The 19,626-nt window shown below is 42.4% G+C and carries 17 protein-coding genes; 8 read left to right on the top strand and 9 right to left on the bottom strand.

Annotation, left to right across the window (positions count from 1 at the left end; all coding sequences use genetic code 11):
* Positions 1 to 52: 52 nt before the first annotated feature.
* From SB660_RS04520 to SB660_RS04495, 6 genes are all read right to left on the bottom strand, one after another.
* Positions 53 to 2,119 (bottom strand): beta-galactosidase, encoded by a 2,067-nt coding sequence (locus SB660_RS04520; RefSeq protein ID WP_410581536.1) that lies wholly within the window; start codon positions 2,117 to 2,119, stop codon positions 53 to 55.
* 23 nt (positions 2,120 to 2,142) lie between these two features.
* Positions 2,143 to 3,351 carry a glycoside hydrolase family 53 protein gene (locus SB660_RS04515; RefSeq protein WP_061410068.1) on the bottom strand — a complete coding sequence of 403 codons (1,209 nt, stop codon included), beginning with the start codon at positions 3,349 to 3,351 and terminating at the stop codon, positions 2,143 to 2,145.
* A gap of 11 nt (positions 3,352 to 3,362) precedes the next feature.
* Positions 3,363 to 4,205, bottom strand: coding sequence for a sugar ABC transporter permease (locus tag SB660_RS04510; RefSeq protein WP_012011808.1), 843 nt, complete (start codon positions 4,203 to 4,205; stop codon positions 3,363 to 3,365).
* Position 4,206: 1 nt separating this feature from the next.
* Entirely contained in the window at positions 4,207 to 5,478 is a 1,272-nt protein-coding gene (locus SB660_RS04505; protein ID WP_339165821.1) for a carbohydrate ABC transporter permease, read from the bottom strand.
* Between the two features lie 111 nt (positions 5,479 to 5,589).
* Positions 5,590 to 6,855: a galactooligosaccharide ABC transporter substrate-binding protein GanS gene (gene ganS, locus SB660_RS04500; RefSeq protein WP_058013277.1), complete on the bottom strand. Its 1,266-nt coding sequence runs from the start codon at positions 6,853 to 6,855 to the stop codon at positions 5,590 to 5,592.
* 172 nt (positions 6,856 to 7,027) lie between these two features.
* Positions 7,028 to 8,023 (bottom strand): LacI family DNA-binding transcriptional regulator, encoded by a 996-nt coding sequence (locus SB660_RS04495; RefSeq protein WP_058013278.1) that lies wholly within the window; start codon positions 8,021 to 8,023, stop codon positions 7,028 to 7,030.
* Positions 8,024 to 8,195: 172 nt separating this feature from the next.
* Between SB660_RS04495 and SB660_RS04490 the strand changes: the two genes are divergently transcribed.
* The gene (locus SB660_RS04490; RefSeq protein WP_268497322.1) at positions 8,196 to 9,095 is read left to right on the top strand and encodes a LysR family transcriptional regulator; all 900 of its coding nucleotides are present in this window, start codon (positions 8,196 to 8,198) and stop codon (positions 9,093 to 9,095) included.
* Positions 9,096 to 9,109: 14 nt separating this feature from the next.
* Here the strand turns inward: SB660_RS04490 and SB660_RS04485 are convergent, their stop codons facing one another.
* The 3 genes from SB660_RS04485 to SB660_RS04475 all read right to left on the bottom strand — a co-directional run bounded on the left by SB660_RS04485 (position 9,110) and on the right by SB660_RS04475 (position 12,782).
* The gene (locus tag SB660_RS04485) at positions 9,110 to 10,786 is read right to left on the bottom strand and encodes a hypothetical protein (protein WP_268497323.1); all 1,677 of its coding nucleotides are present in this window, start codon (positions 10,784 to 10,786) and stop codon (positions 9,110 to 9,112) included.
* Between the two features lie 82 nt (positions 10,787 to 10,868).
* Positions 10,869 to 11,279 (bottom strand): hypothetical protein, encoded by a 411-nt coding sequence (locus SB660_RS04480; RefSeq protein WP_339164537.1) that lies wholly within the window; start codon positions 11,277 to 11,279, stop codon positions 10,869 to 10,871.
* 12 nt (positions 11,280 to 11,291) lie between these two features.
* A complete protein-coding gene (locus SB660_RS04475) occupies positions 11,292 to 12,782 on the bottom strand; it encodes a lipase family protein (protein ID WP_339164535.1) in 1,491 nt (496 codons plus the stop codon).
* A 123-nt stretch (positions 12,783 to 12,905) separates the two neighbouring features.
* Here SB660_RS04475 and SB660_RS04470 point away from each other — a divergent pair, with 123 nt between their 5' ends.
* The 7 genes from SB660_RS04470 to SB660_RS04440 all read left to right on the top strand — a co-directional run bounded on the left by SB660_RS04470 (position 12,906) and on the right by SB660_RS04440 (position 19,587).
* Positions 12,906 to 13,403 carry a DUF1433 domain-containing protein gene (locus SB660_RS04470; protein ID WP_169056032.1) on the top strand — a complete coding sequence of 166 codons (498 nt, stop codon included), beginning with the start codon at positions 12,906 to 12,908 and terminating at the stop codon, positions 13,401 to 13,403.
* 91 nt (positions 13,404 to 13,494) lie between these two features.
* Positions 13,495 to 13,977, top strand: coding sequence for a DUF1433 domain-containing protein (locus SB660_RS04465; protein ID WP_410581531.1), 483 nt, complete (start codon positions 13,495 to 13,497; stop codon positions 13,975 to 13,977).
* Positions 13,978 to 14,035: 58 nt separating this feature from the next.
* The gene (locus tag SB660_RS04460) at positions 14,036 to 14,521 is read left to right on the top strand and encodes a DUF1433 domain-containing protein (protein ID WP_339164530.1); all 486 of its coding nucleotides are present in this window, start codon (positions 14,036 to 14,038) and stop codon (positions 14,519 to 14,521) included.
* Positions 14,522 to 14,619: 98 nt separating this feature from the next.
* The gene (locus tag SB660_RS04455) at positions 14,620 to 15,555 is read left to right on the top strand and encodes a nucleoside hydrolase (protein ID WP_410581529.1); all 936 of its coding nucleotides are present in this window, start codon (positions 14,620 to 14,622) and stop codon (positions 15,553 to 15,555) included.
* A 92-nt stretch (positions 15,556 to 15,647) separates the two neighbouring features.
* Positions 15,648 to 16,505 (top strand): MurR/RpiR family transcriptional regulator, encoded by an 858-nt coding sequence (locus SB660_RS04450; protein WP_410581527.1) that lies wholly within the window; start codon positions 15,648 to 15,650, stop codon positions 16,503 to 16,505.
* Positions 16,506 to 16,689: 184 nt separating this feature from the next.
* Positions 16,690 to 18,234, top strand: coding sequence for a gluconokinase (gene gntK / locus SB660_RS04445; protein ID WP_058013286.1), 1,545 nt, complete (start codon positions 16,690 to 16,692; stop codon positions 18,232 to 18,234).
* 24 nt (positions 18,235 to 18,258) lie between these two features.
* The gene (locus tag SB660_RS04440) at positions 18,259 to 19,587 is read left to right on the top strand and encodes a GntP family permease (RefSeq protein ID WP_339164526.1); all 1,329 of its coding nucleotides are present in this window, start codon (positions 18,259 to 18,261) and stop codon (positions 19,585 to 19,587) included.
* The last annotated feature ends 39 nt before the right edge of the window (positions 19,588 to 19,626 follow it).

Here is a 19,626-nt window from a genome sequence, read left to right as displayed (position 1 = left end):
TTAGATCTATTAAATTGAAAGAAGCGTCCTATGAGTAGACGCCTCTTTCAATCTATTTTTTCATAATAATGTACTCGTAAGGTTCAAGCTGAAGCTCTTGAGGCACATGTTGCCCTGTCAGCATATTTTGATAGCTCTCTTCTGAATCTAGTGAAAGGAGCTGCTGTTTTTCCGTAAAATTCATCATAAACACATAATCCTGCGACCCATCTGTTCGTTTTTGGACACTGACTCCCTCTGGAATCACCGCTGATAGGACGGGCTGTATCTCCATTCCTGCGATGAGATCCTCGTAAAAATCATCATAAAAAATCTGCTCATTTTCGGAAGCCATATAGTATGCCTTTCCATCTCCAAAAGGATGGACAGTCAGGGCTGGCTGTCCTTCGAAGCAGCCATTCTCAAAATGTCCTAACACAGAGGCCGTTTCAGGATGGATGGATTCGCAATATTGCCCGACATGGTAGGTGCGTCCATTTCCTGTGGTCATTAATACGTGTTCATCTGGCATCAATGTGTTGATTTCTTCCGCCCAAATGCCAAGTACATGGCGGAGAGGACCCGGAAAACCGCCGAGGAAACAGAGGTCATTTTCGTCGACCATACCGCTCCAATAGGTTGCGATAAAAATGCCGCCCGCTTTAACAAAGGCTTCAATTTTTTCTGCAACGCCTGGTTTGATCATGTAGAGCATTGGACCAATGAGCACACGATAGGATGAGAAATCCTTTTCCATGCCGACAATGTCAACAGGAATGCCTTTTTTCCAAAAGCTTCGATAATGAGTTTGACAAGCCTCTACATAGCGTTTGTTTGTATTATTTAAGCCTTGCGCATCATCAATGGCCCAGTGGTTTTCCCAATCGTATATGATGGCGACTTCTGGTTGAACGGATGTCCCTGCGATGGGCTGCAGCTGCTCCAGCTGTTTCCCTAGATCAGCGACTTCTTGAAACACGCGCGTATGTTCATGTCCAGAATGATCGACTACGGCGCCATGGAATTTCTCGGAGGCACCTCGTCCTTGGCGCCACTGGAAGTAAAGCACAGAGTCTGATCCGTGGGCAATCGCCTGTATGGCAGAAAGGTGTGCCATGCCTTTGTGTTTGACCTTATTCACTTCATGCCAGTTCACAAGGCTAGGTGTACTCTCCATCACGAGAAATGGCTGACCGTCCTTTAATGAACGATATAAGTCGTGAACGAAGGCTACGTTTGACGCTAATTCAGCGGTTGTTTCTCTGCCGCTATGCCATGCTGGATAACTATCCCATGAAATCACGTCAACCTCTTTTGCAAATTCATGATAATCCAGTCCGAGAAATGGGCGCATATGCGGGTAGTCGCCCATAAAGTTGGTGGTCACTGGGATGTGAGGCGTCAATTCCCGCAGCGGTTCAATTTCATTTTGATAAAAATTGATCGTTTGCGCTGTGACAAAGCGTTTCCAGTCTAGGTTCATTCCGTGAATCATGTGCTCCCCGTGCGGTGCAGGTGATTCGATTTGTGACCAATCACTATACGTGTGGCTCCAAAACCCCGTCCACCATGCTTGGTTTAAAGCTTCAAGGTCATGATTGTACTTGTCTTTCAAATAGCCTCGAAATGCTTCCTGACAGAGATCACAATGACATTCGCCGCCGTACTCATTCGAAATGTGCCACATGATCAGTGCTGGGTGATCCTTGTAGCGTTCAGCGAGCAAACGATTGAGCGTATTCGTTTTTTCTCGATAAACTGGTGAGGTGAAGCAATGATTATGGCGCAGTCCATGTAAATTACGCTGACGGTTCGCTTCGACGCGCAATACCTCAGGATATGCTTGTGACAGCCAAGCAGGCCTAGCTCCGCTTGGTGTTGCAAGAATGGCGTGTGCCCCCTGAGCTGCCAAGCGGTCCATAATGTCATCCAGCCATGCAAAATCATACTGACCTTCTTTTGGCTCTAGCTTACTCCATGCGAAAATGTTGATGGAGAATGTTTGACAATGTGCAAGCTTCATTAATCGAAAATCTTCGTCAATGATTTCTGGCATATGAAGCCATTGATCTGGATTATAATCGCCACCATGCAAAAAGCCTTTCACATTTGGGTGAACGAGTGGGTAACGCTTTCCCATTTTGTCACGTCCTATCCTTTTAATTACGGTGTCATTTGTTTAAATACGTCTAGAGAAGGCAGTGCTTTTCCGTTGAAATCAAACATCGCTTGATTTTCCCAAGCATTTCCGACTGTACCGGTTGTTTGGATATAAGCCAGCCCATATTGACTTGACCACGGGGCACCTTTCGCTGGAATCCAAAGCGGCTCCCAATAAAAGAACCCTTTCCCGCGATTGTTTTTCACTTGTGAAATTTTTTCTGATAGATCTCGTATAAAAGATGCCTGGCCTTGAGGTGAAGCTGGGTAGCCAGCAGTATTGACTGAATCTTGGTTAAATGAGTTTTCTAGGTTGTCGCCATTTGCTGTTGTGAAGCCATAGGCGGTTTCTACCACGATGACGTCTTTGTGATAGCGGGCGCTAATGTCATTCATATTGTTAGTAAGACCGCTAAATCCCCCGTCCCAATACGGGTAGTAAGATAAACCGATCGTATCGAATGAGACGCCTCTTTTGGTGATTTCATCAAACCACCAGCGGGAGGCCCCGTTGTCCCCGCCATGGGCAAGGTGAAGCATGACTTTCATGTTTGAATCGACAGAGCGAACCGCATTTGTTCCCGCTTTTAGCAAAGCAGCAAGCCGGTCAAATTCACCCCCGCCTTCACCCCAGCTTTTGCCGTTCGGCCAGAGCATACCTGAGTTCAATTCGTTTCCAACCTGTACCATGTTCGGCAGTGCATTTTGGGCTCTCATCGTTTTGAGTACATCCCCAGTGTAAGTGCCAACCGCTTTTACCAAATCGTTTTGTGAAAGAGATGCCCATGCTTTCGGTTTGAACTGTTTACCAGGATCGGTCCAGAAATCACTGTAATGAAAATCAAGCAGTACTTTCATATTTTGTGCTTTTGCGCGTTTCGATAAAGCGATGGCTGTATTAAGATCATTTGTCCCGCCATTATAGGCACGACCTTGGTTGTCGTATGGATGGTTCCACAGTCTAATGCGCACATAGTTGACGCCTTTTTCCTTTAATAGCTTGAGCGGGTCCACCTGTGTTCCGTTCTGGTCGAAGTATCTGCCCCCGCTTCTCTCCACCTCCGCAAGCATGGAGATATCGGCTCCTTTAATGAAATCACCTTGCAGTCCATTGATCGGCTGAACGGAAATGGCATCCGCTTTTGCTTCAGGTAAAATCCCTAACCCCATCAAAAAGAAAACGATAACCGTCACAAGCATCCATTTCTTCATCAAATCTCCCCTTATCCTTTTGTCCCACCTTGTGTGAGGCCGGACACAAATTGTTTTTGTAACACAAGGAACAATAAAGCGACTGGAATCGCAATGAGTAAAGCCCCGGCTGCAAAGGTCGTGTAGCTGGCCCCCATTTTGTCTGACACTAGATTGTACAGACCGATCGGGAGTGTATACATTTCGGGTGAGCGGACAATGACACTGGAGATGATGAAATCACCCAGTGGTCCTGTAAATGAGTTGATGGCGACAACCGCCAAAATGGGTTTAGCAAGCGGCATAATAATTTGGATGAAAATTCGGAAATGCCCTGCGCCGTCCATTCTGGCCGATTCATCAAGATCTTTCGGAATCGCATCAAGATAGCCTTTCATTAAATACGTATTCATCGGAATTTGTCCGCCTGCATAAATCAAAATCAGTGCAAGATGGCTGTTAATCAGTCCAAGCATTTGAGCCAAAACGAAAATCGCAATCAGCGCTGAAAATTGAGGAATCATTTGCAGCAGCAAAAAGAGCATCAGCCCATTTTTCCGTCCTTTGAAACGGAATCTAGAAAAGGCATAGCCTGTAAAACTAACAAGAATCAGCGTTAACAACATTGTGGCAATACTGATCTTCATGGAGTTCCAATACCATTTTGCATAAAGTGCGCCTTGGCCAAAGAAGAGCTCGGTAAAGTGACTGAACGTTGGATTCTTCGGAAACATACTTGTGCTCATGAGGCTGTTTCCAGGATTAAAGGAAGCACCGATTGTCCAAAGCAGTGGATATAGAATACAAATGGAGGCAATGAAAAGGATAAAATAAGTAATGCTCAGGCGAATGAGCTTGTTTTGTTTTGATCCCATATCACATCATGTCCTCCTCTTTGAATGAATTCGTTCTCTTAAACTGCCAGAGTGCAATGGCGATGACAAAGATTGAAAGTAAAATCGTGACAGCCGCAGCGAGTGCATATTGAGAGGACCGCATTGTGAGTTTATAAATCCAAGATACCAAGATGTCCGTTCCTCCAGCGGTTGACCCCGCAACAGGCGGTCCTCCGCCATTAAATAAGTAGATGATATTAAAGTTGTTAAAGTTAAACGTATATTGTGTGATGAGGATGGGGGCAATGGAATAGAGAACAAGCGGTAACGTGATGGACCGGAATTTCTGAAAAAAATTGGCTCCATCAATGGTCGCAGCCTCATATAAATCCTCGGGAATTGCCTGCAAAACGCCTGTTGTCATAATGAAAACGAAAGGAAATCCAAGCCAAGTCTGCATCGCAATGAGGGCGATTTTGCTCCAAAATGGATCTGTCAGCCATGGTTTTGGATCAATCCCTATCGATGCAAAAAGTGTATTGTTAATGGCCCCGAATGTATCATTGAACAGTCCAGCAAACACCAAAATGGTCACAAAGCCTGGAACAGCCCAAGGAAGAATCAAAATGGTTCTGAAAAACCGTTTTCCCTTTAAATCCTTCTGATTGAGCAGAACCGCTAAAAAGATGCCGAGGGCACATTGAAGGGTCGATGCAGCCAAAGTCCATACGACGGTCCAGCCAAGTACATCAATGAAGGTGTCTCTCCAAATATCAATGGAAAAGATATTTTGAAAGTTCTTGATTCCTACCCAGTCGATCAGATTGGCAGGAGGCGAGTGGTATAAATCATAGTTCGTAAAGGCAAGCGCAAAGCTGAACATAATAGGAAAGACAACAGAAAATAGAAGTAAAAAGAAAGCAGGAGTGCTCATTAAGTAAGGAAAGCCTTGATCGATGAGCTGATGATATTGAGCACGGATGGAATGAAGTGGTACCCCTTGATCCCGTTTCTTTCCATTCATAAAAGCATCACGCATCATGAGTACATAAAAGCCGATACCAAAACCAGCTGTTAACAGCGCAATAATCCCCTTTGCTAAAAGAAAAACAGAGTTGTCACGAGGCAGCATCGTCCCCAGTGTGAACAGTCCCCAGAAGCCAATATTGAATAAATCATAAAATACAATCAAAAAAGCGACGCCGAACAGGAAAAAGAGTGCCCCTTTGCCGTACTGTTTGTTGTATATCTGCCCCATCCCGGGTATAAAGGAGAACATTAGCGCCCGTCTCCGGTGTGTCTTTGATTCCATTGTGTGTGTGCGGTCTAGTTCAAGGTTACCCGTCACGTCTAACACCTACTTCATATGAAATTAGATCAACTACGGGCAGTTTGATAGACTACCGACTACCCGCATTTGATGTTATTTGGAGTGATTTGCTTTAATTTGAGAGTCGATTTGATTGACCGCATCATCAAATGCCTTTTTCACATCTGTACGACCAGTTGCAATGAGACCTAATGCACTGTCAATCGGCTTCCACACCTCTGCCATTTCAGGATTGTTCGGTGTCAGTGTGGCGTATTTCGTTTGTTTTGAAACAGCATCCGCATTCGCGTTTTCCGTAATGATTGGATCTTTCATCAGTTTTTTCACTGGTGGAATTTCCTCTGTCAATTCAAAGCGCTTCTTCGAATTTTTTTCATTCGTGATAAATTCAACAAATTTCTCAGCTAGTTCTTTATTTTTAGAATAAGAGGAGACGTTGTAGCTCTTCACACCTAAGAATGAGCTCATATGTTTTCCGTTAGGGAGTGTTGGCAGCTCGGCCACGCCATAGTCAATACCCGCCTCTTTAAATGGACCAAATGACCATGGACCAGAAATGACAGCAGCCGCTTTTTTCTCTGTGAATAAGGAGTTGAGGACGTTGATTCCTTGTTCACCAATGATGCCTTTCGGGAAAAGTCCTTCGCTAAAGAATTTTTGAATGTATTCTCCGCCTTGGATGGCGCCATCATTGTTCAGACCAATGTCATTGACATCATAAGAGCCATCGCTTTTCTGCTTGAAAATATAACCCCCAGATCCGCCTAAAACACTTTGTGCGTAGTAAATTTCATCCCATTTCGCAACAAAACCGTACTTTCCGTCTTTTGTCAGCTTTTTCGAAAGATCATACCAGCCATCAAGTGTCGTTGGTGCCTTTTTGACAAGATCTTTATTATAGAAAAGCACTGTCGTTTCAACGGATTTAGGAAGACCATACAGCTTGCCGTTTACCGTTTGTGATTGAATGGATTCGTCTGTGAAGGAGTTCATCACTTTTTGATCGGGCTTCATTTCCTGTAATAGCCCTTCAGTGACAGCTGATCCAATTTGATCGTGAGGCATCGTGATGACATCTGGACCTGTCCCAGCTGCTCCATCTAGGCGGAGAGCTTCAATTTGGTCGGCATAAGCTTTTTCGACCACTTTGATTTTCACATCATGTTGTTTTTCGAATTCTTTTACAGCGTCTTGAATCCCATCAGATTTTTTGACATCCTCCCACACTAGCAAGGTCTTTGTACCTGTAGATGCTGGCTGTGTTCCGCTAGAATTGTCATCTCCCGGTCCGCAAGCTGAAAGCAGAAGCACAGCAGTCCCAACGACTGCTGATAATGTCGCCCATTTTCCCTTTTTCATTCGTAATCCCCTCTCGTTCTTTTTTCATAGATAATAAGAAAACGCTTTCTTAATGTGAGAATATCAACTTAAGTAAAAAAAGTAAACATGTTTTATTAAATTTATTAAGTAAAATTTTTTACTCATATAGAGAGAAAAGAAGCCCTCCAGATTGGACGGGGCTTCCAGTTGTTTAGATTGTACTTTTTCGAAAGACAGGCTCTGAGGCAATCAGCACAGTTTTCGGTAATGTTCTGCCGTCTACAAGTCTTTCTAACAGTAAATCGACTGCTGTTTCACAAAGCAAAGATGTGTGGATATGATACGTGGTGAGCGGTGGTGATACATATTGAGACACATGAATATCGTTGATACTAAAGACGCTCACGCGGTTCGGCAGAGAAAATCCGCGCTCGTTTAATGCTTGTAAGCAGCCGATGGCAAGAGGATCACTAGCGACACAAAATGCGGATGGCAAGTCATCTCCAAGCTCATCAATCGCCTTCATCATCAGCGCGTAACCTTCATCCACTGAGAAATGGTGACCGACATAGACCAATCGCTCATCAAGGACATTGTGAGCCATCATATATTCACGGAAAGTCGTTTCACGAATATCTGGAATATGCATATTCGTATTCAGATCAAGGTCTGTGCCGCCAACAAATCCAATGGATGTATGTTCTTTTTCAATAAAAGAATCGATGATCTTTTCAACAATGCGTTTCAGGTTTGGCTTTACAGAATCAAAACGGTCTTCATCTGGTGACGTATCAATAAAAACGATATGCTGGGTGATCGCATATAATTGGTCAAGCTCTGACTTTTTAAATCGGCCGATGGCAATGATCCCTTCTGTAGAAGGATCAATGGAGTGAAGCCCGTCAGATGGTTTGTAAGCGGTGACATTTAAACTACGAGTATTCGTAAGTTCCTCAATGCCCAGACGGATGGATTTAAAATAAATATCTTCAAGCTCTTCCTTTTCTGTCATCCAATAGAGAAAGGCGATTTTTTTTAATGAATGTTTGAATGTCTTCTTTTGATAGGACAAAGCTTCAGCGGCGGCGTATACTTTCTCGCGTGTTTGATCCGTGACAGATAGGTTGGGATCTTGGTTCAGTACGCGAGATACAGTCGCAATGGATAATCCGGCTTTTTCAGCAATGTCCTTTATTTTAGCTGCCAAATCAGCACCTCCTATAGAAAATATCTCCTTCTAGTATAGAGTCTTTAAAAAAATTAGTAAATATTTTTATTAAATTGTTTTCAGTAAAGCGCTTCTTTACGCACTGGGAAGGAATTAGTAAGATATATATAAGAAAGGTTTTGGATTAAGATTTCTGATAGGAGAGGGACCGATGTATTACGATGCACTGAAGACATTTGTGACAGTTGTGGAAGAGAAAAACTTTACAAAGGCAGCCCAAAAGCTGCGGATTTCTCAGCCGAGTGTCAGTCTTCATATTAAGAACTTGGAGCAGGAATTCCAGACCGTTCTGCTCAATCGTTCGCCAAAGCAACTAACTGTTACACCAACTGGGGATATGCTGTACCATCGATCAAAACAAATCATTCGTTTATATGAACAGGCGAAGCAGGATATTTATGAACATCATCATCTGGCAAGAGGGAAGCTGACAATCGGGGCGAGTTTTACCATTGGAGAGTATGTGCTGCCGCAAATATTGGCAGAGTTTCATCAGCTCTATCCGCATGTGGACATTGAGGTGGTCATTGATAACACAGAGGCGATTGCCAGTCATGTCCGCTTATTCCATGTCGACATCGGTTTGATTGAAGGACAGACGAATGACAAAGAATTGACAGTAGAAACTTTTCTAGAAGACGAGCTTTATATCGTCGCACCATTAGATCACCCCTTTGCTAAGAAAAAGGATGTCACGATTGATCAATTGCAAAACGAAACATGGATCACGAGAGAAGAGGGATCAGGTACCGGAGAATACTTACAGCACGTCCTGAAATCAAATGGACTGAAAGCCCGGACATTTGTAACATTTAGCAGCAATCAAGCGATTAAAGAGGCTGTAATTCATGGAATGGGGCTTTCTGTTTTATCTAAATATGTCCTCCAGCGAGGCAGCATTGGGGGGGAATTGGCTGTCCTTTCTGTGAGAGGAATGGATTTCAAACGAAAATTCTCCTATGTCGAGTCACCTATGACAGGGGGAAATAAAAATAAGGAATTGCTTGTTGAATTGTTAAGGAAAGAGAAAAAAGATGCTTCTCCTCGGTAGGAGAAGCATCTTTTTTATAACCCTTTAATGGTGATTTCATCAACTGGAAGGAAGATTTCACCTGTATCTGTGTATTTCATGGCGACCTGATCGCCTTCTTTTAAATAAATGACGAGAGGTTCTTTTTCAGATGACATGGTGTAGCTTTTTCCATCGTCTAGCAGGAAGGTGACGGTTGTATAATCACCGGTCTTTTCTTTATACACTCGTTTGACTTTCCCTGTAGTTTCTTTCTTTTCCTGCTTAGAGGAACTGTTAACGGTACCGCCGCCTTTTTGCAGAGCTGTCTTATAGGCTCTCAGTGCTTCGTTTGGTGTAGAAGCGTACGCAGCGATTTCTGGATTGGCTGCCGACACGATAAAGTAGTTTTGCAGGAATCCATTTGAATCGAGAACCGGCGTGAGCCAACTGGCTTCTCCATAGAAATTATACAGAATCGGCATGCGGCCTTTCCATTTCTTCTCGATGAAACGTTTCTCGATAATTTGCAGAGCGCCTTGAGAATCCATATAGGACGCTTCAAGATTACCGGTATAATAAGTCGCTTTTCCTGTTCGGGCATTTGTCAGGGCATATCCAAGCATCGAATCAACGCCCTCTTTCGGACTTGTGAAATCTGTGAAGTAGTACATATCTCCTTTTGAATCAAATACTGGACTCACATTGGCTTCTGTTCCTTCATCTGAAGGCAGCTTCACATCTGATTTTCCAAACATGCTGTTCCAGAACCCGTGAATATAGTTTCCGAAATAGCTGTTTTGCAGACTAACGGCCTCTGGTGAAACAGCGCCATCAATAAAAGCAGGTACTTGATCTAGCGAATATTTCTTCGTTGCACCTGTTTTGGCATCAACAACGACCACGCCGGAAGCTTTAAAGCCGTTTCGGGCAGAGATAAAATCGCCATACGTACGAATGTAATAAGGCTTTCCATCATCATTGATTTCCAGCTGTGTGTCGCCGTAGAAAATCAAATCAGGGTATTGAAGGCGGATATGCCGCTCAATTTCTTTGTTGAAATAAGAGGAAGGTGTGTAGACCATCTCTGTTTTCACAAACTTTGGATTGGCAGATGAGTCGGTCGCACTTAATGTAAAGTAACCCGGCGTACTCCCTGAACGAATCCATTTAAAGAAATCCGAGAATTCCACTGGGGCGATGTATACATACTCACCGTTGACCTTCTGGATTTGCAGACTGCCAAGCTCATAGTAGCTTGTGTTCGGAACCTGTCCGAACGATTTCTTCATTTTGTTCCGAGCAAATTGAGGCGGTACACTTGCAGGTGTTTCCGTCTCATCAAACGCTTTGATTTCTACCTTTTGTTCCATTTTGGAGACATCAAATTTCTCATTCGCATTGAATAGAAAAGCTGTCGCCATATAAACACCGAGCAGTAAGAGAATAAGAAACAGCACGCCTTTGATCTTACGCTCCAATCCAACTGATAAAAAGGCGCCTGCTGCTGTCACAACAAGTCCAATCAACCAGAGGGATGAAGGATTGCGATCCAAATTGGTGATGTAATAGAATACAAAAATTCCGACCATAAACAGTAAAGCAAGGCCTGCAATCCACATAAGCGGAACCTGCTGTTCTGTCCCTTTCTTTCTAACGATTAATCTGAGCGGTGTGAGCAAGAGGGTCAAGACAAGACCGATCACAACCGAAAATAACAAAATATATCCCACAAACAGATCTCCTTTCAAATCAATTACTCTTTTAGTATATACGAGTGAGACGGGGAAAAGATTCATCGAACGGAAGGTTCATCTAAATGCCAATCGAGTCGATGGCGGATTGAACATCTTCTTTCAGTTCGTAAAACTTGAGTCTTTGCTCGATTTTCTCTGTTAAAGCGTCAATGGCTTGTCCTGACATATGCGTATGAATACGCTTTTGATGTTTATACACTTTGTTCTGAAGTTCATCAATTAGATCTAAAATTTTCCCCGCTTCTTGGCGGTCTTCTGCAAATTCATGTTGCAGCTGATGCCGGATGGCTCTGCTTAGCGCTGTTTTCTGCTCTTCTTTGATCTTTGCTTTCAAAGCAGCCAGCTCTGCTGGTGTCATGTCTTCAGTGCGAAAGTTTGTTTGAGAAAAGATGGAGCTTGATGTATGCGTATCTGTCATTCGTTGCAAAAAACGGTCTGCATCTGTTGGTTGTTTCTTTGAAAATTCCATTCCTCGTTCTCCTTATGAAATGCCCATATTCTTTGCTAGGGCTGTATCTGCATCATGGTATTCTTTCCCTAGCTGGCTCATATCATCTGATATTGAGTCCAGCCACCTTTTTATATTCATCGCGCTATCAATCGCTGTATCATACTCTTTGACGGAATAGAACTCATTCTCAAGTCCCTCCGTTTTTAAATGACGAATCACGGCATCCACATCAGAAGCCGTCAGCTGATCATAGGAACCAAAGCCAACAATCTGTTTGTATCTCGAGCGTACCTGTTCCACAGATTGATCCACTTTGTCATCGAGTTTCTCGATTTTGCGGATAATTTGCTGCATATGGTGCTCGGCATATGTCGAGAATTTACGACCTGTGTTCATGAGAACATGGGACTTGATTAAAATTGCCACCACACTTTGCGGATGAACATTCGACTGACTCAATTGATGTAACATGGCGGCAGTGAGAGAAGGGTTTTTTCTCAACATGTCATCAATGGTTTCAACAGAGCCATCTGATGAAAAGGCATACCGATTTAAGCCATGGCTGCCAGCAAGGGCTTCAAGAAACAAATTTGCATCCAATGAAGGATTAACGCTCATTGCCCGATTAAGGAGATTTTTCATAAATTGGACGGCTTTGGAGGGGTCTTCGGAGTAATCGACGCCTTCAGGTAAAGCGGCATCATACATCACTTTCACACGTCCGATTTCTGTCGTATGTCGATTTAAAAGAGAAAGCCCGTCATTGAGATTGATATATTCTGTTAATCTACTACGGTAATCACCTTTTAATGCTTTGGCTTGGAGGCCATCCGATAGATTGGGGTAAATATTCGGATTCTCAAAGGTGACCCCGCCTTTAATAAAATCATTTTTGACAAGGACATAGGACGCATTCGACCCGCCAAGTGAATGCCCTGTCACATACATCTTGGCATTTGGCATTTTCTTATGTATTTCTTTCGCATACCTGTCCGCCTGCACCATTTGATTCTCTGCGCCGTGTTCAAAGGGAATATTTTTAATCAAATACTTTGTATCTGATATCAGCCAATCTTGCACAATCTCATTTGTATAGGTCGTTGTCCCTGTCGCCACCTTCGTCGTGACTTCCTTTGACGTCTGTGACTGACGAAAAGGAGGCAGCTTCGTCAAAATGGTAGAAAGAAGATCATCTGACTCTTTTTTTCCATGTTTTTTAATGGTATCTTTATATTGGCCAGCGCCAATCGGTTCTGACCCGCGGTAGGCGATGACTGCGTTTTTGATTTTGGTGAGGTCTTTTCCTTTGTTAGAAATTCGATAATCTTCTCTTGAGACAAGGGTTAGTGCATTTAGACCTTTTTTTGTTTCTTTATAATCAACGACATACATTTTTCTACCGTTGCTAATTTTTATTGCCTTAGATTTTTTATAGCTTTCTATACTATAAGATCTAGAAGAGATCAAATTATAATCCTCATCTGTTAGTGCATATGGTCTTAACTTAGACAAAGTAGTCACTCCTATAATAATATTAACAATGATGTAAATTATAATATACTATGGGATAAATATCTATTTTAAGTAAAAATATTTAACTATGATTAGAGGTACATTTGAAGTTGAAAAGGTGGATATTATAACATGAAATACCTCAAAATTTTTTTGTTTGTTTTTATCCTTATTATCATTATTATGTCAGCCGTTTTAATTATCCAACATAAGCGAGACCAATCCCATGATGCTGGAGGGAATAACAGTATGCAACAAAAAGAGAAAAGCGACCAAGAAAAGGCAGAAGAGTATGCAAAGAAAATGAAGCCAAAAGTAGAAGAGGATTTACGTGAGTCAGATATTCACGGATTCATAAAAAAGATTACGTTTAAAAATCAAGTCACGATCAATCCGATGGGACATATCATGATTAGAGGATATATCAATGATGACCCTGAGAGATTTGGTTTTGAAGCATTATTAAGATACGAATCTGACAAAGTAGATTCGATGAGCTATGATCCTGACCTATCAGACCGTTTCGAGAATTGGGATGATTTTGATCCGCAAGTGAAAGAAGATTTTCTAAATAGCCTTTCCGAAAAAGAACGCGAACAGTATCTTAAGGATATTGGAGAAAAAGAGTAGAGCAGGAAGCAGGTACTCACCTACCTGTTTTTATTTGTGTCAATTTCATTGGTAGATTGATTAAAGGTTCATTAAGGAGTTTTTATTTTTTATGAGAAATACAATGAAATTTTCTATATTAATTGTGGTCGTTATCATCTCAGTAACTGCGTTTGTTGTAGAGTACATGAATCAGAGTCTGTCAGATGATGTAGTGGAAGAGAAGAGCGATGAAGAAAAGGCAGAAGAACTCGCAGAGAAGATGAAGCCTAAGATAGAAGAGCATTTACATAAAAGAGACATTCATCAATTTATTAAAACCATAACATTTGAAAAAGACGTGAACATCAACCCTATGGGAGATATTACGATTGATGGATATATAAATGATGAACCGGAGAAGTACGGATTCTCAGCTTCTTTACAATATAGAGCTAAAAAAATAGGTTCAATGAGTTTTGACTCTGATTTATCCGACCGCTTCATAGATTGGGAAGAATATAAAGATGAGCCGGAAATAAAAGAAAATTACCTTAAATGTTTCACCAAGAAGGAACGCGAACAGTATCTGAAAGACATTGGAGAAAAAGAGTAAAACAGGTATTTACGTGCCTTTTTTATGTTTCATTCATAAAAAGGTGGAAGTGCTAGATATGAAAAATACAATAAAACTTGTATCTGTATTGATTGGGATCATCTTTTTCTCAGTAACTTCATTAATCGTTCAGCACAATAAGCAAAGTCAATCGAATGATGCGGTGCAAGAGAAAAGCGATCAAGAAAAAGCAGAAGATTATGCAGAGAAGATGAAATCCAAAATAGAAGAACGATTACAAAATAAAGATATCCATCATTTTATAGAGAAAATAACATTCAAAAAAAAGGTAGTCATAAGTCCAATGGGATATGTAACAGTTGATGGTTATATAAATGATGAGCCTGAAAAATTTTATTTCTCAGCATCATTAATGCATAAATCTAAGGAAATTGGTTCAATGAGCTATTCTCCAGAGTTGTCTTATCGATTTAAAGACTGGGATAAATATAAAGATGAGCCTGAAATAAAGGAAAACTATCTTAAAAGACTCTCTGAAAAAGAACGCGAACAGTATCTCAAAGACATCGGAGAAAAAGAGTAATTACAAGTGTTCAACTTCTGATTATCTCCCAATCGTTGAAAAAGGCATATGCTATCATTCCCCTAACAACACTTTCAAATAAGGGAGAGATTTCAACCATGGCAAATAAAAAGAAATTGATCTTGGACGTAGACACTGGAATAGATGATGCCATCGGGATATTGCTGGCAGTGAAAAGTAATCGGTTTGATATGTTGGGGATTACAACGGTGTGTGGGAATGTGTCTGTCGATGCGGCTACATTGAATACGTGTAAAGTGCTTGAGCTGGTTGAGACAGATGATATTCCTGTCATCAAAGGTGCAGCAACGCCTCTTTTAAGAGCGCCCCATTATGAACATCTGGTTCACGGAGAGGATGGGATTGGCGGTGCTTTAAAGGATGCTCAGCCTATGAAAAAAGCAGATGCTGGTTTTGCGCCTGATTTTATCATCGACCGGGTGATGCAGTATTCGAAGCAGGTTACGCTTGTGTTGACAGGACCTTTAACGAATTTAGCCCTTGCAGTGAAAAAGTGTCCTGAGCTGATTCATCACGTGAAAGAAGTCATTTTTATGGGTGGTGTCGTTGAAGGACAGGGGAATGTCACGCCGGTTGCGGAATTTAATACATATGCAGACCCAGAAGCGGCGAAGTTAGTGCTGAATGCAGGATTCCCTTTATTGACTCAAGTGGGTTTAGATGTCACGAGACAGGTCTTGCTTACGGATGAAAGAATCGATGCGATTCAGAATGAAACATTAGCCCAATATATTAGAGAGAGCACAAGCATTTACCGTCAGCGCTATTTTGAGCGGAATGGTGTGTGGGCGTGTGCCATGCATGATCCGCTTGCTGTCAGTCTTGCCATTGACAAGCAGCTCGTGAGCACACAGGCCTTTCATGTGGATGTCGAGACGAAGAGTGAGCTTTGTGATGGACAGATGATCTGTGATTTTCAGCATCAATGGGAGAAAGAGCGAAACGTTCAAGTGTGTACGGATGTAGATGTTGACGCTTTCTTTGATTTATTGATCAAAACAATGAGCGCTTAAAAAAGAAGTCTGTGCAAACAGGCTTCTTTTTTATAAGATGGGAACATGAGGAAATGTATGCGTTCACATGAATAAGGGAGGAGTGAAGTCAATTGGCTTCTGTTAGTTTAAGTAGTATTGAAAAAATACGAGCAGCAAGCAGAGGGTTGCCGCCAAAGCTGAAAGCAATTGCAGAGCATATTACGAGTGAGCCCCGGGACATCATCCATTTGTCTATTGTGGAACTTGCGAAAAAGACCGCAAGCTCAGAGGCAACGATTTTTCGTCTTTGTAAAAGGCTTGGATTTGAGGGCTTTCAAGATTTGAAGATTGCTATTGCCCAGGAAATAGACCAAACAAAGCCTAATTATGTAGATGAAGAAATGAGTCTTGATGATGATATGGCTGTTTTTATGCAAAAGGTTTTTCAGACGAATATATCTGCATTAAAGGATAGCTTTCAATTATTGAATCCAGGGGATGTAGAAAAGACCATACAAATCATTCATGAAGCAAAACGCTTAGAGTTTTATGGGAGTGGTGGGTCTGGCCTCATTGCGACTGACGCTTTTCATAAATTTATGAGGACAGGCATCAACTGTATTGTTCACACAGATTCTCACTTTCAAGCGATGTCTGCTGGTCTTCTTGACCAGCACAGTACAGTGATTGGTATTTCTCATTCTGGACGTAATAAAGATTTGCTCGATGCGATGAAAACGGCAAAGGAAAAAGGAGCCAAAACCATTGGCATTACAAGCTATCAGCGCTCTCCATTGAGCCAGCTTGCAGATGTCACGTTGTATACAGCAACGCAAGAAACGGCTTTTCGAACAGAAGCAATGTCCGCAAGACTTGCTCAGCTGACGGTCATTGACGTTCTATATTTTGCACTTGCTCATTTAAGGCAGCAGGAAACAATAACGAATTTAAAACAAATGCGAGAAACCATTTCACAAAAAAGGGTGTAATGATTCCAAAAATAAATTTTTCTGATAATGAAAAATGCTGATGTGGTAACGATTGTGAGCTTTTTATTGAAAATAATTTTCTTTTCGGTCGTTGAATGTCGAAAAAATTATTTTTATAATGGGATTTAGCAGGCATTCAAAAACTACATATATGACTTCAAATCAATGATTGGGCGTGATACAGATGAAGGGGAACCAGGCGGTAATTGGTTTGGATATAGGAACAACAAGTACAAAGGCGGTTCTGTTTGGACCTCAGGGGAAGGTATTATCCAAGCATTCAGTTCCTTATGAGCTCATTCAGCCCCAGCCAGCATGGGTTGAGCAGGACCCTGAGAAGATATTAGAAGCCGTCATTGCGAGTGTAAGAGGTGCATTGACGGAAGCAGCATTTGATGAAGAAAATCTTATAGGCATCGGGATCAGTACAGCGATGCATTCCTTAATTGTGATGGATCAGGATGGAAAGACGCTAACGAACAGTATCATTTGGGCAGATAACAGAAGTGCAGAACAAGCGAAACGAATTAAATCAGATATGGATGGCTTCCACATTTATAAAAGGACAGGTACTCCGATCCATCCAATGTCACCGCTTTCAAAAATACGTTGGATGAAAGAAATGGCACCGAATGTCTTTAAGAAGGCAGCAAAATTTATCTCGATCAAAGAATATATTCTTTATCATTTCTTCGGTCAGTATGTCGTCGATTATTCAATCGCTTCAGCAACGGGCATGTTTCATTTGGAAACGCTTCAATGGGATGAGAAGGCGCTTCGTATTGCTGGAATTGAAGCCAGTCAACTATCCGAACTTGTCCCAACGACATATCAACTGAGAGGACTTCAGCCAGAGATTGCACTGCGCATGGGCATTAAAGAAGATACACCATTTGTCATTGGTGCGAATGATGGCGTTCTAGCGAATTTAGGTGTGGGCGCGATTGGTCAAGGAGAGGTAGCTGTGACGATTGGGACAAGCGGTGCGGTCCGTACGGTTGTGGACAAACCAATTACAGATGAGCAATCAAGAACGTTCTGCTATGCCCTGACAGATAAGCATTGGGTTGTAGGAGGACCGACCAATAATGGCGGGATCATGCTGAGATGGCTGAAGGATGAATTCGGGTCGTCAGAGGTGGAGGTAGCAAAGCGTCTAGGTGTGGACCCTTACGATCTGATGATGGATATCGCGGAAAAGGTTCCAGCTGGTTCTGAGGGTTTGCTGTTTCTGCCATTTTTATCAGGTGAGCGTGCACCTTATTGGAATCCAAATGCGAGAGGCACCTTCTTTGGAATTGGTCTTCAGCATAAGCGGGAGCATTTTATTAGAGCTGTGTTGGAAGGCGTCATTATGAGTGTTTTCTCGATCGGTGTTGCCTTAAGAGATTTAACCGGTTCGGCAAAGGATGTCAGAGCTTCGGGCGGATTTGCACGATCTCCGCTGTGGCGGCAAATTTTAGCGGATACGATGGGTAGAGAAGTGCTTGTTCCAGAAAGCTACGAGGCGTCAGCACTGGGGGCTGCTGTCCTTGCACTACATAGTTTAGGTCATATGGAAGAGATAGAAGAGGTTCAAGAGTGGATTCGAATCTCTGCTCGTCATGAACCTAATATGAAAAACAATGAAACTTACATAGAGTTGTTTTATTTATATGAGCGCCTCTACGACAAACTGAAGGATGAATTTGATGTCATTAGTGCGCTGCAATTAAAACAAAATCGTTAAACATCAGGGAAAAGGTGGGAGAACATGCTTTTATTCATTGTGATTGCGGCGATTGTCCTTTTACTCATTCTCATTACAGTCGCTAAGTTGAATCCGTTTGTGAGCTTAATTATTACTTCGATGCTAGTAGGCTTTGCGACGGGGATGGATTTGCAGGAAATCATTCAATCGATTAAAACGGGATTAGGCAATACGTTATCATTGCTGGCTATTGTTCTAGCGCTTGGTACCATGCTTGGGAAAATGATGGCTGAATCAGGGGGAGCAGAGCGAATAGCGCAAACTCTAATCGGGCGGTTTGGGACGAAAAATGTGCATTGGGCAATGATGTTTGTTGCTTTTATCGTGGGGATACCTGTCTTTTTCCAGGTCGGTTTCGTTCTTCTCATTCCTTTACTTTTTACAATTGCCATTGAAACAGGCATCTCGCTCGTGACCATTGGGATCTCGTTAATCGCTGGCCTGTCTGTCGTGCATGGGCTAGTCCCGCCTCATCCAGCGGCAATGGCAGCCGTTGGCATCTATCATGCCAACGTGGGGAAAACCATTTTCTTCTCTATTATTGTGGGATTGCCGACAGCGATTATTGCTGGACCGCTATATGGTAAGTGGATTGGAAAACGTATACATAAACCCGTTCCGGAGATGCTGAGAAAGCAATTCACTGAACGCAATGAAGATCGAAGACTCCCCGGCTTTGTGAATACGATGTTTACCATATTGGTGCCGGTGATTCTGATGCTTCTTGCCACATTGGCGGACATTATCTTACCAGAGGGCAATATGTGGTTTCAGGTATTCAAGTACATCGGAGATCCGATAACAGCATTGCTGATTGCAACGGTTTATTCTTTCTTCAGTCTTGGCTTTATGCAAGGAATGAGCCGTGACCGGGTGCTTTCCTTTAGTAATGAGTGCTTAGGTCCGATCGCTTCCATTTTGCTTGTTATTGGAGCAGGCGGAGCTTTCAACAATGTGCTCATTGATTCGGGTGTTGGTGATTATATTGCAGATTTAGCCAAACACTCGCCGATTTCACCGATTTTGCTTAGCTGGCTGATTGCTGCAGTGATTCGTGTGGCAACAGGATCTGCGACGGTATCCATGATGACGGCAGCAGGTATTGTAGCACCAATTGCTGCAACTATGCCGGATGTGAGCAGGGAGCTGCTTGTGTTAGCAACAGGAGCGGGTTCGTTAATTTTATCTCACGTCAATGATTCTGGTTTTTGGCTGATCAAGGAGTATTTTGGTATGACCATTAAAGAGACGTTTTTGACATGGACGGCTATGGAGACGATCATTTCCGTTAGTGCCATTGCATTTATTATGATTATTAATATGTTTATATAGCGAACAAGCAGTCTGATTCATATGAGTCGGGCTGTTTTT

Origin of the sequence: Bacillus sp. SIMBA_005, from assembly GCF_046535585.1 — a bacterium.
Classification (GTDB): Bacteria; Bacillota; Bacilli; order Bacillales; family Bacillaceae; genus Bacillus; species Bacillus pumilus.
Note: the sequence above shows the minus strand (reverse complement) of the source record. Positions and strands in the feature narration are given on the sequence as shown.

Bases quoted from the DNA above. Each gene is read 5' to 3' on its own strand.
- SB660_RS04440 (WP_339164526.1), top strand. From the start codon at position 18,259: ATGCTTTTATTCATTGTGATTGCGGCGATTGTCCTTTTACTCATTCTC.
- ganS (WP_058013277.1), bottom strand. From the start codon at position 6,855: ATGAAAAAGGGAAAATGGGCGACATTATCAGCAGTCGTTGGGACTGCT.
- SB660_RS04510 (WP_012011808.1), bottom strand. From the start codon at position 4,205: ATGGGATCAAAACAAAACAAGCTCATTCGCCTGAGCATTACTTATTTT.
- SB660_RS04480 (WP_339164537.1), bottom strand. From the start codon at position 11,279: ATGGAATTTTCAAAGAAACAACCAACAGATGCAGACCGTTTTTTGCAA.
- SB660_RS04465 (WP_410581531.1), top strand. From the start codon at position 13,495: ATGAGAAATACAATGAAATTTTCTATATTAATTGTGGTCGTTATCATC.
- SB660_RS04505 (WP_339165821.1), bottom strand. From the start codon at position 5,478: ATGGAATCAAAGACACACCGGAGACGGGCGCTAATGTTCTCCTTTATA.
- SB660_RS04490 (WP_268497322.1), top strand. From the start codon at position 8,196: ATGTATTACGATGCACTGAAGACATTTGTGACAGTTGTGGAAGAGAAA.
- SB660_RS04470 (WP_169056032.1), top strand. From the start codon at position 12,906: ATGAAATACCTCAAAATTTTTTTGTTTGTTTTTATCCTTATTATCATT.
- SB660_RS04515 (WP_061410068.1), bottom strand. From the start codon at position 3,351: ATGAAGAAATGGATGCTTGTGACGGTTATCGTTTTCTTTTTGATGGGG.
- SB660_RS04520 (WP_410581536.1), bottom strand. From the start codon at position 2,119: ATGGGAAAGCGTTACCCACTCGTTCACCCAAATGTGAAAGGCTTTTTG.
- SB660_RS04460 (WP_339164530.1), top strand. From the start codon at position 14,036: ATGAAAAATACAATAAAACTTGTATCTGTATTGATTGGGATCATCTTT.
- SB660_RS04455 (WP_410581529.1), top strand. From the start codon at position 14,620: ATGGCAAATAAAAAGAAATTGATCTTGGACGTAGACACTGGAATAGAT.
- gntK (WP_058013286.1), top strand. From the start codon at position 16,690: ATGAAGGGGAACCAGGCGGTAATTGGTTTGGATATAGGAACAACAAGT.